Source organism: Alkalispirochaeta alkalica DSM 8900 (assembly GCF_000373545.1).
GTDB classification, from domain to species: domain Bacteria; phylum Spirochaetota; class Spirochaetia; order DSM-27196; family Alkalispirochaetaceae; genus Alkalispirochaeta; species Alkalispirochaeta alkalica.
Genome location: NZ_KB891697.1, coordinates 34,641 through 48,770, shown reverse-complemented (window position 1 = coordinate 48,770; position 14,130 = coordinate 34,641). Strand labels below are relative to the sequence as shown.

At 59.9% G+C, this 14,130-nt stretch carries 15 protein-coding genes; all 15 read right to left on the bottom strand.

Features of this window, described 5'->3' with window-relative positions; genetic code table 11:
* Window positions 1-24: 24 nt before the first annotated feature.
* Complete coding sequence (flhF, locus tag B071_RS15975; RefSeq protein WP_018525968.1) at window positions 25-1,287, bottom strand: flagellar biosynthesis GTPase FlhF; 1,263 nt, start codon at window positions 1,285-1,287, stop codon at window positions 25-27.
* Window positions 1,288-3,399, bottom strand: a complete 2,112-nt coding sequence (flhA, locus tag B071_RS0104770; RefSeq protein WP_018525967.1) for a flagellar biosynthesis protein FlhA — start codon at window positions 3,397-3,399, stop codon at window positions 1,288-1,290.
* Window positions 3,392-4,483, bottom strand: a complete 1,092-nt coding sequence (flhB, locus tag B071_RS0104765) for a flagellar biosynthesis protein FlhB (RefSeq protein ID WP_051075260.1) — start codon at window positions 4,481-4,483, stop codon at window positions 3,392-3,394. The genes flhA and flhB overlap by 8 nt, the downstream gene beginning before the upstream one ends.
* A 143-nt stretch (window positions 4,484-4,626) precedes the next feature.
* Window positions 4,627-5,439: a flagellar biosynthetic protein FliR gene (gene fliR, locus B071_RS0104760; protein WP_018525965.1), complete on the bottom strand. Its 813-nt coding sequence runs from the start codon at window positions 5,437-5,439 to the stop codon at window positions 4,627-4,629.
* A 5-nt stretch (window positions 5,440-5,444) separates the two neighbouring features.
* Complete coding sequence (gene fliQ, locus B071_RS0104755) at window positions 5,445-5,708, bottom strand: flagellar biosynthesis protein FliQ (protein WP_018525964.1); 264 nt, start codon at window positions 5,706-5,708, stop codon at window positions 5,445-5,447.
* The gene (fliP, locus tag B071_RS0104750; protein ID WP_498365797.1) at window positions 5,705-6,376 is read right to left on the bottom strand and encodes a flagellar type III secretion system pore protein FliP; all 672 of its coding nucleotides are present in this window, start codon (window positions 6,374-6,376) and stop codon (window positions 5,705-5,707) included. The genes fliQ and fliP overlap by 4 nt, the downstream gene beginning before the upstream one ends.
* A 167-nt stretch (window positions 6,377-6,543) precedes the next feature.
* Complete coding sequence (locus B071_RS0104745; RefSeq protein WP_018525962.1) at window positions 6,544-7,227, bottom strand: flagellar biosynthetic protein FliO; 684 nt, start codon at window positions 7,225-7,227, stop codon at window positions 6,544-6,546.
* Window positions 7,228-7,343: 116 nt separating this feature from the next.
* On the bottom strand, window positions 7,344-7,700 hold the full coding sequence (gene fliN / locus B071_RS20590; protein ID WP_493302534.1) for a flagellar motor switch protein FliN: 357 nt from the start codon (window positions 7,698-7,700) through the stop codon (window positions 7,344-7,346).
* 774 nt (window positions 7,701-8,474) lie between these two features.
* A complete protein-coding gene (gene fliM / locus B071_RS0104735; RefSeq protein WP_018525960.1) occupies window positions 8,475-9,500 on the bottom strand; it encodes a flagellar motor switch protein FliM in 1,026 nt (341 codons plus the stop codon).
* A gap of 227 nt (window positions 9,501-9,727) precedes the next feature.
* Window positions 9,728-10,288 carry a flagellar basal body-associated FliL family protein gene (locus tag B071_RS0104730; RefSeq protein WP_018525959.1) on the bottom strand — a complete coding sequence of 187 codons (561 nt, stop codon included), beginning with the start codon at window positions 10,286-10,288 and terminating at the stop codon, window positions 9,728-9,730.
* Between the two features lie 40 nt (window positions 10,289-10,328).
* A complete protein-coding gene (motB, locus tag B071_RS0104725) occupies window positions 10,329-11,063 on the bottom strand; it encodes a flagellar motor protein MotB (RefSeq protein WP_026244985.1) in 735 nt (244 codons plus the stop codon).
* A 75-nt stretch (window positions 11,064-11,138) separates the two neighbouring features.
* Window positions 11,139-11,924, bottom strand: coding sequence for a motility protein A (locus B071_RS0104720; protein WP_018525957.1), 786 nt, complete (start codon window positions 11,922-11,924; stop codon window positions 11,139-11,141).
* Window positions 11,925-11,929: 5 nt separating this feature from the next.
* Window positions 11,930-12,127 carry a flagellar FlbD family protein gene (locus B071_RS0104715; protein ID WP_018525956.1) on the bottom strand — a complete coding sequence of 66 codons (198 nt, stop codon included), beginning with the start codon at window positions 12,125-12,127 and terminating at the stop codon, window positions 11,930-11,932.
* Between the two features lie 20 nt (window positions 12,128-12,147).
* Window positions 12,148-13,560: a flagellar hook protein FlgE gene (flgE, locus tag B071_RS0104710; RefSeq protein WP_026244984.1), complete on the bottom strand. Its 1,413-nt coding sequence runs from the start codon at window positions 13,558-13,560 to the stop codon at window positions 12,148-12,150.
* A 127-nt stretch (window positions 13,561-13,687) separates the two neighbouring features.
* Window positions 13,688-14,122 (bottom strand): flagellar hook assembly protein FlgD, encoded by a 435-nt coding sequence (gene flgD / locus B071_RS0104705; protein ID WP_018525954.1) that lies wholly within the window; start codon window positions 14,120-14,122, stop codon window positions 13,688-13,690.
* Window positions 14,123-14,130 lie beyond the last annotated feature (8 nt).

Genomic DNA, 14,130 nt, shown 5'->3' with positions numbered 1-14,130 from the left:
GGGTTTCTGCCTGATCTGTCATGCCTATTCCTGCCTTTCCTTGGCTCCCGGAAGCCGGTAGTCTTCATGCCCGGACTCCCGGAGCTCGGGGGAATTCCCGGGAAGATCCTTCAGACGCCGGAGAAAGGTCTCCAGCCGCGCCCGCTCTATATCCTGGGGAACGCTCTGCCCATCGGTGAGAAAGCTCACCGATTTCTGTTTCTCCTTGAGCGCGCTGATGATACCACCAACGCAGGCCGTCTCATCGATCTTGGTGACCACCACAGCCTGGTAGTTGAAGGGCTCGAACTGACGAAGGATTTCCCCCAGATCGGCCCGTTTGGTGGTGGCGCTCACCGCCAGGTGAACCTCCCCACCCGAGGCCCTCACGAGCTGGTTCACCTCGGCGAGNCTGCCAAAATCGTTGGGACTCTTTCCGATGGTATCCACGAAGATAAAATCGGCATCCTGGTGAAGGGCCAACTGGTTCTTCATGTCTCCCACGCTCTCCACGGCATGGACGGGTATGTTCATGATCTCGCCGTATTTCTGGATCTGCTGNAGCGCGCCGATCCGGTAGGTGTCGATGGTCAGGATCCGCACATCGAAGGCAGGATCAGCCACAGCACCGTACATAGCGGCCAGTTTTGCGATNGTCGTGGTCTTGCCCACTCCCGTAGGCCCCACCAGGACAAAAACATGGGGAACCCGGCGGCGTTCCTGCCAGGGGTAGATCGANATCGAATCCCTGATACGAGCCACCACCTCCTGCCCGAGGCAGTCCGCGTCGGAGAGCTGGTCCAGGGTGCAGTCCCGACGCAGGGAGTCCGTTACATCCCTGATATAGGCAGGAGAAAAATCGTTGTCCTCCAGCACAGCCCGAACCGTCTGCAGGGCCGGAGGGTCGCTCCCCCCCCCCNCCTCTCCCCGATGGGCCAGGGTGTCCCGCAAAGCCCTGATCTCGGAGAGGACCGACTCCATAGCCCCATTCGCCGCCGGTGCCACGGCCGGTGATTTCTCGCCGGAGGCTGTCCGGGGNGCTGTCCCCGCCCCCTCGCGATTCAGAACCTGCTCGAGAATTTTGCTTCGCTCTTCCGCCACGGTTCCTCGCGTTACAACCTTCTGTTTTTGCTGCGGGGCGTGGCTGCAATAGCCCGTGACCTCCACGGCCGTACGCCGGAACAGGCCAAGAACACCACCGACGCGAACCTCCTTGCGGGCGAGAATCCGCGCCCGGTCACCGTACTTCCGGCGGATGATCGCGTGAACCTCCTGATCGGTAGGCGCCTGTTCCACAAAATAATCCATCTATCCGTCCTCGCTCTGTGACTGAATCTCGATGTGTCCCAGCGACTCCACCGAGATATCGGGAGAAATCTCGGGAATCGAGAGAACCGCCGTGTCGGGAATATCCCGGAGGAGGCTCTGCTTCACGAGCCTCCGGGCCGCCTCGGAACAAAGGATCACCGGCAAGGCCCCCTGTTCCTGCATCCCGCGGAGCGCCCCCGCCGCCGCATTCAGCCATTCCCGGTGCCGGGCAGGAGGGAGCGCGCTCACGGGGCCACTCGAGGTGTCTACCCGGCTGTCCACAATCTCCTGCTCCAGGGCCGGTTCAATGGTAACAACCCGAAGAAGGTGATCTTCGTCGGCGTACTGCAGACATATCTGCCTCCCCAGGGCCTGACGGGTCTTCTCGATCAAAAAGCTGATCTCCTTGCTCACGGGGGCGTAATCGGCCAGGGCCTCCAGAATGACAACCTGATTGCGGATCGAGACGTGTTCCCGCAGAAGCCCCTGGAGCACCTTCTGGATATCCCCCAACCCGAGGGCATTATGCACCTCTTCCACCACGGCAGGATAATCCTGCTTCAGCTGATCCAGCATCTGGCGAACCTCCTGACGACCCAGCAGGTCCGAGGCGTGGCGCTTGATCACCTCCGTCAGATGGGTGGCCGCGATCGAGGGAGGATCAACCACAGTATACCCCGCCCGCTCGGCCCGTTCCCGGTTTGACTCGGTAATCCACAGAGCAGGCAAACCGAAGGCAGGGTCCCGGGTAGCCTCNCCCTCGACCTCCTCCCGAACTCCACCGGGGTTGATGCTCAGGTAGCGTCCCATGCGGATCGTACCGCGCCCTACCTCGACCCCCCGGATCTTGAGACTGTAGTCGTTGGGCCCGAGTCTCATATTGTCTATTATCCTGATCCTGGGGACCACAAGACCCAATTCCAGGGCCATCTCCCGGCGGATACTGGTAATACGATCCAGAAGCTCGGCCCCCTTCTCCTTGTCCACCAGGGGAATCAGGCCGTACCCCAGCTCCATGGACAGGGGATCCAGGGGAGCCACGTGGGTCGGCTCGGGCTGGGGAGGTGCCTTGGGTGCGGCCTCTGACAGGGCTGCCTCGGCCTCAGCGGCAGCCCGGTCCCTGTTCTGGAGGCGGTACGCNGTAAAAGCCGTTAATCCCGCAAGCGGAACCAGCACGTACCAGGGGAACCCCGGCAGAACAGCCAGAACCAGGAGGAAGGCCGAGGCGATCCANTAGACCCGGGACTGGTTGCCGAACTGGGTCGCCACGTCNTCGCCGAACGTGCCGTCCGAGATGGCCCGGGTCACGATCAGACCCGTGGCGGTGCTGATCAGGAGCGCCGGAAACTGCGAGACCAGACCATCACCGATGGTGAGCGATACGTAGGTATAGAGGGCACTATTGATGGTTTCTCCGTGAATGGTGGTTCCCACAATGANTCCACCGATGATGTTCACCACGGTGATCAGGATCCCCACCTTTACGTTACCCGAGACGAACTTGCTCGCTCCGTCCATGGCCCCGTAGAAATCGACTTCCCGCTCCAGGGCGAGTTTCTTCCGGGTCATCTCCTCTTCCGAGAGAGAGCCGTTATTGTACTCCGCCTCGATGGCCATCTGTTTTCCCGGTAAGGCGTCCAGGGTGAACCGCGCGGCCACCTCGGCGACCCGGGTAGCACCCTTGGTGATCACCACGAACTGAACCGCCACCAGGATGATGAAGATAATCAATCCGATCACCAGCCCCTCGGACCCCTCGGTACCCACCACGAAGGCGGCAAAGGCCCGAACGATCTGACCGGAGAAGAGCTCACCCTGACTCAGAATGAGCCGTGTGGAGGAGACGTTCAGAGCCAGACCGTAGACGGTGGTCACCAGAAGAAGCGTGGGGAAAACGGAGAAATCCAGGGCATCCCGGGTGTAGAGAACGATCAGAATCGTCAGAAGCCCCAGCAGGAGGTTGGCCACCATCAGCGTGTCCAGAAGCACCGTAGGCAGGGGAATGATCAGCATCATGACGATCACCACCACGCCGATCGCCACGATCAGATCGCTCGTGCGACCCATACCCGAGAGAAATCCCGCCTGTTCCGTTCGGGGAGAATCAGCCATACATCACCTTTTTCCCCGTCATTCGGTAGACCTCGCGCAACACAATAACCATCGCTTCAAAATATTTCTCCGGGATCTCGTCCCCTATCTCAACCTCGGCGTAGACAGCCCTGGCCAGGGGCTTGTTCTCGATCAGCGGGACCCCCGCCTCTTCGGCAATACGGCGAATCCTGAAGGCCGCCTCGTCCTGGCCCTTGGCCGTAACGGTGGGAGCGTTCATCGTCGCCGGGTCGTACCGCAGGGCCACGGCAAAGTGAGTGGGGTTCGTCACCACCACGTCGGCGGTCTGCACGTTCTGAACCATGTTCCGCGAGAGCAGATCCTGCATTCGCTGACGCATGCGGTTTTTCACCTGCGGATCACCCTCAAACTGCTTGCGCTCTTCTTTTACTTCCTGCTTGGTCATCTTCAGCTGTTCCCGGTGCTGCTGCCGCTGAAAGGCGTAGTCAAAGAGACTGATAAACAGCAAAAGCAGCGATGCCGTGAGGAGCAGTATGAAGACCGTCTGCGCCACGTAGGCAAAGGANCGNTCGTAGGGCAGACGGATCATGCTGACCAGCGTATCGAAACGGCTCCGCACCAGCACGTAGGAGACCGTGCCGATAAGGATCACCTTACCAATATTCCGCATAAAATTATACAGCGCTTCCACAGAAAGAAAGGACCGTTTTGCCCATTTNCCCACGTTGGGAGCCACACGGTTCAAATCGGGGCTGATCGGCTTTGTGGTGAAGAGAAAGCCGAACTGGACTACATTCCCGAAAATAGCCGCCACAAAGGAGACCATCACCAGGGGCAGAATAATGCGCGGGAAAAACCCGTAGAAGGCCCGCATGAGCACCCCCGATTCTCCCGGATCCAGCTCCCCGGCCCGGGCAAGGTAGAAGAGGGTCATCTCCAGAATAAGATCCATCATGTAGCGCCCCAGAAGCCCCAGGGCCACCACGGAAAAAAGCATCACCACGGCGGAACTCACGTCGGGGCTTTTTGCGACCTTTCCCTCTTCCCGGGACTTGCGGATTTTCTGTTCCGTGGGGTCTTCCGTCCGACCCTCGTCCTCGGCGGCGAACCACTGGAGGTGCATCGTCGCNAGCTGATCCCGCAGGACCGCCTCGGGAAGAAGGGGNCACTCCCGAAGAAGAGCGCGATCCCCCTGGGCGCCCATTCCCGGCGGGCACCGGTCCCGCTCGTCGGGCATCGCTTNCGGGGTCTCCCCGATCAGGGCTCTCACGGCGTTACCTCCGGGGCAGCGCCCCCTCCCGGGGAACCGCTGAAGAGCATATCGATCTGATCGAAGGCGCCGTCGATCACGATCTCGAAGGCCTCCACAAGAAAGGGCATGGTAAGAAAAATAAGCAGAAAGGCCAGCGCGATCGCCATGGGAAAGCCCAGCATGAGGAGGTTCATCTGGGGCGCGGCCTTCCCGAAGAGCCCCATGGTAACCTGCAACAGAAAGAGGGTCCCCAGGATCGGAAAGGAGAGGACCAGGCTCTGCTCGAAGAGCCTCCCCAGGCTTCCCGTGACNAGGGGCAGAACATCGGCTCCCGCCGTGGCGAGATCGGGGGCCGTCATGGCCCCGAAGGTACCCAGGACCCCCTGAAGGAAGATTCGCTGCATCCCCCCGGAGATGATAAAGATCATCATGGCGATCATGTTGAGAAACTGCCCTACCAGGGGGATCTCGATCTGCGCNAGGGGATCAAAGACCTGGGAGGCACCGAACCCCATCTGGAGCGAGAAGAACTGCCCCGCCAGCTGGAACACCGAGAAGAGCAGCACCAGGAACATCCCCGTGAGAATGCCGATAAGCATCTCCCCCACCCCGAGGAGGATGAAATCCAGCCCCCTTTCGGGCAGGGGATAGCCGCCGGCGATCACCGAGGGAAGCACGGCGAAGGCCGTAAAGAAGGCCACGGCCGACCGGGCCAGACCGGGGATCGCCTCGGAGGAGGTGATGGGAGAGACCTTCAGCAACGCGTAGACCCGGACAAAGACGAGGAGGAAGAGCGGTGCGTTCCGAACGATCCCGTCCAGTACCATAACGATTACATGCTCCCGATCTGGTTCAGCAGCATCAGGGTGTACTGCATCAGCATCTGCATGATCCAGGGGCCAAAATAGATCAGGGCCAGGAGAATCGCCGCGATCTTGGGCACAAAGGTGAGGGTCTGCTCCTGAATACTGGTGGTTGCCTGGAGGATACTGATGATCAGACCCGTCACCATGGCGATCAGGAGAATGGGCGATGATACGATGAGGAGTTGGAAGATTCCGCTCCGGAAGATGGTAACGGCCTGACCGAGACTCATAGAAAGCCTCCGAAACCGGCCACGAGCTGCTGGATGATCAAATTCCACCCGTCAACCAGAACAAAGAGAATCAGCTTGAAGGGCATGGAGATCATGACCGGAGGAAGCATGATCATACCCATGGACATGAGCACCGAGGCCACCACCATATCGACCACGATAAAGGGAATAAAAAGAAGAATTCCTATCTTGAACGCCACCGTGAGTTCGTTCAGCACAAAGGCCGGGATCAGCACATGGGTGGGTACATCGGCGAGCGTCTCGGGTCGGTCGAGATCGGCCATGCGCATAAAGAGTTCCACACTGCGGGTGTCGCGTTCCATCTGGCGAAACATGAAGATCCGCAAGGGCCCCTCAAAGCGGCTATAGGCCGTATCCAGGCCGATCTCGCCCTCCCGCAGGGGAACGTAGGCGGTATCGTAGATCTCCTGCAAAGTGGGCATCATGATAAAGACCGTCATAAACAGGGCTATCCCCATCAGGACCTGGGTCGGCGGGACCTGCTGGAGCGAGAGCGCGCGCTTGACAAAATCAAGAACAATGGCGATGCGGAGAAAGCAGGTCATGATAATTATGATCGACGGAGCCAGGCTCAGCACAGCCAGCATCAGCAGGAGCTGGAGCGAGAACGCCACCTCGGCCCCCCCGTCGGGTCCGCGAAGCTGCATATCCAGAAAGGGGATTTGCAGCCCCGTCTCGCCCGGGGCGGGCGCAAGGAGNGGATCCCCCAGGGTATTTACATCGCGATCGCGCACAGACTGGGCCTCGGGCGCCGGCGAGAGAGGCGCCAGAAGAAAGAGAACGAATCCCGCAAGAGCGAACAGGGGGGGACGCTTCATCGTCGCATCTTCCTCAGCCGCTCCTGCTGAGCCCCCAGAAACGAGCGGGGAACCCCTCCGGGGGCGGGAGTACCGGGAACAATGGCGTTCCCCGCGATCCTGCCCAGAAGCGCTCCAAAGGACCCGCCTCCCTGAGCGGCAGCACTTTCCCGGGAGGCCGCGAGAACCAGCTCGTCTATGGTCTCCTGATCCTCCACGCGCGAGATCAGCTGAAGAGACCCTTCGCCGCCACCCAGTAACAGAACTTCCCTGCCCACCATGACCGCATAGAGCCGGGTATTGGCACCCAGATCGCGCGAGGCCAGAATTTTCAGGGGAGAATCATCGTCGCTCCCGACGCGAGGGGCGCGGCGGCGCAAAAAAGCGATGACACCGTAGACAGCCCCCACAACCAGCAGCAGGACCAGGACCATTCGCAGAAGGTCACCGATCCCGAACGCTCTGGTCCCGTTCCCCTGGCCGGGCACATCGTCGGCCTGGCCGGCCGGGGAGGGCTGAAACCGAAACGCCCGCTCGTCGCGGGCCTCCCCGGCGAGGCCCTCCTGGCCGTCTCCGGCGGGGCCCTCCCCGGCAGGGATCCCCTGATCGTCCCCGGGGGCCTCTCCGGAGGGTGCCTCAGGAGAGACCTCCCCGGGAGAAGGATTCCGGGCGAAAACAGGCTGTACCGAAAGAAACGTCACGACTATACAGACAAGCGCGACCGCACGGACGGTCGGCGCACGACGTGGTTGAAACAAGATTCCCCTCCCCTTTCGCTCTCCGGCCCGGTCTGCCGCCCCGGCCGGAAAGAACCTTCTCAGGTCATATCGCTAACCCGCTCCATGGGCGAGACGATCTCCGTCACACGGACACCGAAGTTCTCATCGATGACCACAACCTCGCCCTTGGCGATCAGTTTATGGTTAACCAGGATATCCACGGGTTCTCCCGCCAGTTTGTCCAGCTCGATGATCGTACCCTCTCCCATGCCAAGGATCTCCCGGATCAGCTTCTTCGTTCGCCCCAGCTCGACGGTCATCTCCATGTAGACGTCCATGAGCAGGCCGATATTGCCGTGCTCGGACATGCCCGTGCTCTGCTGGAGGTTGGGAAACTGGACGGACTGGACGTTTGCCCCAGCTCCGAACATTCCTCCACCCGACTGTTGCTGCATACCCCCTCCCATGGGGGCTCCGCCCATGGAGCCTCCGCCGGGAAAACCACCCCCCATGGGGCCACCACCCATCTGTCCCATCTGCCCCATCTGGGCTCCTGAGGCGGCCATGCCACCAGCGTCCATCCCCATACCGCCCATCATATTGGAAGCGCTACCTCCGCCCTCGAGACGGGCAGCGAAGGAGCTCTCGAAGATCTCGTAGATCACCACGGAGTCGCTCTCGCCCAGGGTCACGGCGTAGCGGGCATACACGGGATCTCCGGGAAGGCCGAGAGAATCGGCTGTCACCATTTCTGCCTTGGGGGGTTCGGGCATGATGGTGGCCCCCGTCTTCTCGCTCAGGGTGTTGATCACCGGACCGGAGACCTGGGCGAAGACCTCCTGAACAGCGTTCAGCGAGGCATCGTCGAGTTCCACCCCGTCGAGCCCCATGGAGGCGGCGGCGATCTTCACGGCATCTTCCGACGAGAGAAGATAGGCGTGATCCCCGGCGTCGCCAAAGCGGTAGCTGATGCGGACCACCTGACCGCTGAAGCCGCTGGGAACCCCGGAATTTACCGTGGGAGCGTTCATGCGAACGTCCTGGCTGGTTATCATCGCCATATTGGACTGTTGCTGTTGCACCGTCTCGGAGAGAGCCGCTTTCAGCCCTTCCAGCGACCCTCCCGAAGAGGAAGACCCGCCGGAGGAGCTCTCACCGAGGTCTATGTTGCCCGTGCCGGCCAACAGAGCATCTATTTCGTCCTGGGACAGGGATCCATCACTCATTCCCTACTCTCCTTCTTCCGCCACGAGTTCTTCAAACTCTTCCGTCTCGATCGCCTCGATCCGCCCCGTCACCTGAACGGCAAGCTTGTTGGCGATCTGCCCCGGCTTGCACCAGAACTTCTTCCGGTCTCCCACGCGGAGCGCCATATGGTCGTAGATATGCGAATCCTGAAGCCGGATAACGTCACCCACGGCCAGTGAGAGAACATCCCGGACGGTGAGATCCATGGAGCCGATCTCCACCACCAGGGGAACGGCGATGGTGGAGAGCCGCTCTCTCAGGATGTTCAGGTTTTCCGTTGTGGCCCCGCGCCGTACCGAGGAGTACCAGTACTGGGCCGAAAGTTTGGAAATGATCGGCTCAATGGTAAGGTAGGGAATGCAAAAGTTCATCATTCCCTCGATCTCACCGACTTTTGTCTCGAGTGTCACCAGAACGACCATCTCCGTGGGCGGAACGATCTGGGCGAACTGGGGGTTCGTCTCGATTTGCCCGAGCCGGGGGCGCAGATCNATCACCTGGGACCAGGCCTCCCGCATGTTCCCCAGGATCCGCACGATGATACCCTCCATGACGGAGGTTTCGATATCGGTAAGATCCCGGGTAACCTTGGTTCCTTCGCCCTGCCCTCCAAAGAGGCGGTCGATAATAGAGAAGGTGATCGCCGGGTCAATCTCCAGAATTGCCGACCCCTTGAGCGGATCCATGTTGATCACACCCAGGGTTGTGGGGTTCGGAATTGAACGAATGAACTCCTCGTAGGTAAGCTGATCCACACTCGCCACGTGGACCTGCACGAGGCTCCGCAACTGGGCACTCAGGGCGGTGGTGGTGAGGCGTGCAAAGGTCTCGTGCATGATCGAGACGGTGCGGATCTGCTCCTTGGAAAACTTGTCGGGTCGCTTGAAGTCATANATCTTGATCTTCCGCGATTCCGTGGGCTGAGAAAAATCATCAGTATCCACATCCCCCGACGAGATCGCTGTGAGGAGTTGGTCTATCTCGTCCTGAGACAGAACTTCGTTCATACCGGTTCAAGCCCCCTTCATACCATTTTTTGCATAACCCCTCGCCTTTTGCAAGGCTTTGCAAGGCACGGCCTTCTCTATTCCCCCGGATCCCCGCAGTTTCACGCAGATTTCCGCGTTTTTCCGCAATCCTCCGCACAAAAGGTGCCTTCCCACAAAAAAGAGGCCTCTTTCTGCCCAAANGAAGCCCGTTCCCTGTCGGGCCCGGTTCCCTGCACCGTCCGGCCCTAGAACTCGATAAATTCGTAGCGACTAAAAGCTACATCGCGAACACGGTTCACCATAATCCGGTTGATCTCTTCCCGAAGATCCTGCTTGACCCGCAACCGGTTCTCCACTCCCTCGAGCTCCCGGATGGAGCGGGAAGAAAAATAGATGGCGATCGCCTCACGGATCTGGATCTCCCGCCGGATCAGCTCCTGCAGGGTGGCATCCGATTCGGGACGGTATCCGATGTGGGGGGTGACGATAAAGGTCCGGCGCACCTCGTCCCGGGTGGTTCCCCGGACATCACCGATCTGGCTGAACCAGTCCAGCATCTCGGCCCCGCCCTGCTCGTACTCGCTGTGCAGGGGCAGGCGAGAGGTATCTGCCCGCGCCCCCCCGCCCATGGCTCTGACGGTGATCACCACCACCACCACGATAAAGACGATGGCGCCGATGACGATCGCGCTCCACTTGAGAATATCAATCACGATGGCAGGGAGAAAGCCTATCTTCTTTTTCCCCGCCGCAGGCTTCTCCTCACCACCCGATTCATCTTCCGGATCAAACAAATCATCAGACATCGCCTATCCTCCCGGAACGGAACGCCTCCGCTCCAGACGGTCACAAGTGACCGTCGGTAAGTATTATAACATCAACCCGGCGATTGTACGCCCGTCCCTCGGCGGTTGTATTGTCGTAGAGGGGACGGTGTTCACCGAGCCCCATCACCTGGAACTGGGATTCCTCCACACCGAACTCCGCCAGATAGCGCAACACCGCCAGGGCGCGCTCCGTGGAAAGTTCCCAGTTCGACGGCCAGGGACCGTTCGGNTCTGTAGCAATATTATCGGTATGGCCCTCGATCCGGAAGGTCCTCTCGGAGAGTATTTCCAGAGAGAGCAACCTCGAGAGGCGCTGCAGGATGCCCCGGGTTTGTTCGATCCTGACCCGGGCGCTGGCCGTCTCGAAGAAGGAATCCCCCGCCAGCGATATCACGAGCCCCCGCTCGTCCTCCTGAATGCGCACCATCTCGGACTGTATCTCGGGCTGAAAGATGCTGATCGCCTCGCGGCGGGCCTCGCTCAGGGCCCTGCCCCGTTCCATGGAGGGTAGCGACTCTATGGTGTTGCCCAACTCCGCCAGCGGCCCCGCTTCGAGGGTATTGCCCCCCTCGAGACTCCCCAGGCCGGGAAAGGCCGCCAGGATCAGCCGCAACTGGTGCCCGTCAATGGTGGCCGTGGTCAGAAGCATTACGAAGAAGGTGAGCAGGAGCGTCACCATGTCTCCGTAGGTAAGCATATAGTCAGGAGCACCTTCGGGAGGACATTTTTTGCACTTTTTCCGATCACCTGCCACGGCGAGCACCCCCGGCCTGTTGCTTATCGGTCTCTTCGCGTCCTGCGGTGTGCATCACCTTCTTCACTGCCTCCCCTAGTCGGCACCGCTCTCGCTCCGCACAGCCTGACGCTGCCCCGGAGGAAGAAAGGAAACAAGTTTTTCCAGGAGAATCCTGGGGTTGTCACCGCTCTGGATCGAGAGAACCCCCTCGATAACGATCTCCTTTACCCGGCTTTCCTCCTTGTCCCGGTCTTCCAGCTTGCTCTTCATGGGAATGAGAAAGAGGTTTGCAAAAAACGACCCGTAGAGCGTGGTGATAAGCGCCGTCTGCATACCCCGACCGATGGCCGTTGCGTCACCACCGATATTCCCGAGCATCGCGATGAGCCCTACCAGGGTTCCGATCATGCCGAAGGCGGGAGCGATCTTGGACCAGTCGTCGAAGACCTTGATACCCGTGGCGTGCCGCTCCTGAAGCTGGTCCAGATCAGCGTAGAGAATGCGCTTGATGATATCCGGGTCCGTTCCGTCCACCACGAGCTGGATGCCCTTGCGCATGAACTCGTCTTCCACGGCGTCCAGGTTGTCTTCCAGGGCCAGCAGGCCCTCCTTGCGCGCCCGGTCGGAGAAGGAGACCAGCTGACTGATCAGCTCTTCCTCGTTCCAGGTTGTCACGGTAAAGACGTGGCGGAGATACCCGGTGATCCCCAGCATGCGGCTCAAGGGGTTTGCCACCATCATGGCTCCGAAGGATCCCAGGAGAGTAATGAGGACAGAGTCTATGCTTATGTAGGGACCGATCCCCACACCACCGAGAATGATTCCCACAGAAACCATTACTATCCCGGTAGTAATTCCGATTATTGTTCCCAGATCCATCAGCCCTACTCCTCGTTCTTGAACAGACCGATCATGCGCCGATACTCGACGATGCGCCGGAAGAGCGTCTGGTAGTCCTCGCTGACCACCAGACGCTTGCCGGAGAGCATGACCAGGGTGGTATCGGGATTCAGTTCCACGTACTCAATATGATGAGGGTTCACGTGAAACACCCGCCCGTCCAATCGTGTCAGTTCAATCATCGCTGATCAAGGTACTCCCTTTAGCGCTTCAGTGTTAAGACTTCCTGCAACAACTGGTCTGCTGTCTGGATAGTCTTGCTGTTCGCCTGAAATCCGCGCTGGGTGACGATCATGTCGGTGAACTGCTCCGAGAGGTCCACGTTGCTCATCTCCAGTGCCCCGGCGATGACCGTTCCTTTNCCCGCAACTCCCACGGGAGCGATATCGGGAAGACCGCTGTTTATGGAAACCTGAAAGTTGGTCTCCCCCGTTTTTTCCAGCCCTCCGGGGTTGGTAAAGGAGGCCAGGGCAACCTGCCCCAGGGTCCGGTTGTTTCCGTTGGAATAGATTCCCGTGATGATTCCGCTCTGATCGATCCGGTAATCTTCCAGATAGCCCATGGTGAAACCGTTCTGGTTGAAGACCTTGGTGGAGCTCTCCGAGGCGTACTGGGTCATGCTGTCCACAAAGGCTCCGGCCCTGCCCAGATTCAGGTTGAAGGTCTGAACTTCCACCTCATCCAGGGGGAGTCCCGTCTCGGGGTCCAGAGGGATACTGCTACGGGGAACCTCGAAGGTCACCTGGACCCCCAGATCATCGTCGTTCACGAGGCCGCCCTCGGCGTTCTGCACCGACTGCAGGGTTCCGTCGTTCGCAAACTCGATAATGAAGGTGCNTCCGTCAAGGCTGTCCACACCGCCCACAGAGAGCTGCTGGGGGATCACCTCGTCGCCCTCGGGGGCCAGGGTGGTGGTGGCGATCCACTGGTTCTCGGCGTCGGGGTTGCGGGTAAAATCGATCCGCAGGGTGTGGGTATTTCCGAAGGAGTCGTAAATGTCGTACTCGGCTGTCCAGGTCCCTTCCATAATCTGGGCGTCCGTGGCGTCCTCCGGGATCAGCGGGGTATTCTTGTTCAGGTTCGAGGCCAGAAAGACCTCGGAGGTCGCCTGGGCCGGATCCTTGCTCCCCACGGGGATGACCAGGTCCTCCACACGGGCCGAGGTGTTCACCATGGTCTGACCGTCTACGGTCTGGGCCTGCCAGCCCTGGACCCGCATTCCGCTGGCGGGGTTCACCAGGTTCCCCTGGGCATCGAGCCCGAAGGCTCCGGCCCGGGTGTAGTAGTTCTCTTCACCGGCACGAAGCACAAAGAAGCCCTCGCCCTGGATCGCCAGGTCGCTCTTGACCCCCGTGGTCTGGAGCGATCCCTGGGTATGGAGGGTATCGATGGTAGCCACCTGCATACCAAGCCCCACCTGCTGGGGGTTGACTCCTCCGACACGCTCNCCCGGCCGGGCCGGGCCCTGCATCATCTGGGAGATCATGTCCTGGAAGTTGACCCTGCCGCGCTTGAACCCCGTGGTGTTGACGTTGGATATGTTGTTTCCAATCACATCCATTCGTGTCTGATGATTTTGCAGGCCCGAAACGCCTGAATACAATGAACGCATCATAGGGGTGCTCTCCTCTCGGTCGACTTCTTCACTGGTATCACNTNCANTGGCGTCATCTTCACTGGTATTACCTTCACCAGTATTACCTTTGCCGGCATTGCCTTCATCGGCGCCGGTGTCATCATTATCAATTCAGGATCCTCTGGATCTCGGAATAATCGTAGGTCTGATCATTCACCGTGATCTGGGGGACACTTCCCTGGGTGACCGCCGAGACGGTTCCCCTCGTGGTCTGGCTCCCCTGGGCTATCTCCACGGTCCTTCCCAGAACCTGTACGGCCCGGTCGGCCACGAGGCTCTCGTTCAGCTCGCGAAACCCCGAGGCCACGTTGGTCATCTGCTCCAGGGCGGAAAATTGCGCCATCTGGGCAATGAACTCCTTGTCCTCCATGGGGTTCGTGGGGTCCTGGTTCTGAAGCTGGGTGAGAAGAATCTTGAGAAAATCGTCTCGCCCAAGCTCCTGACCCGATCCCTGTGCTCCGGACAGGGCCCGGTTAAAGGCATCGGCCTGGGATCGAACCCGGGAGGTGTCTGTTGCATTCATCGTCATCGAAATATCCATACTCTGCT

Coding starts and splice junctions, on each gene's coding strand:
- fliQ (WP_018525964.1), bottom strand. CDS start 5,708: ATGAGTCTCGGTCAGGCCGTTACCATCTTCCGGAGCGGAATCTTCCAA.
- fliP (WP_498365797.1), bottom strand. CDS start 6,376: ATGCAGCTTCGCGGACCCGACGGGGGGGCCGAGGTGGCGTTCTCGCTC.
- fliN (WP_493302534.1), bottom strand. CDS start 7,700: ATGCAGCAACAGTCGGGTGGAGGAATGTTCGGAGCTGGGGCAAACGTC.
- B071_RS0104730 (WP_018525959.1), bottom strand. CDS start 10,288: ATGTCTGATGATTTGTTTGATCCGGAAGATGAATCGGGTGGTGAGGAG.
- B071_RS0104720 (WP_018525957.1), bottom strand. CDS start 11,924: ATGGATCTGGGAACAATAATCGGAATTACTACCGGGATAGTAATGGTT.
- B071_RS0104715 (WP_018525956.1), bottom strand. CDS start 12,127: ATGATTGAACTGACACGATTGGACGGGCGGGTGTTTCACGTGAACCCT.
- flgD (WP_018525954.1), bottom strand. CDS start 14,122: ATGGATATTTCGATGACGATGAATGCAACAGACACCTCCCGGGTTCGA.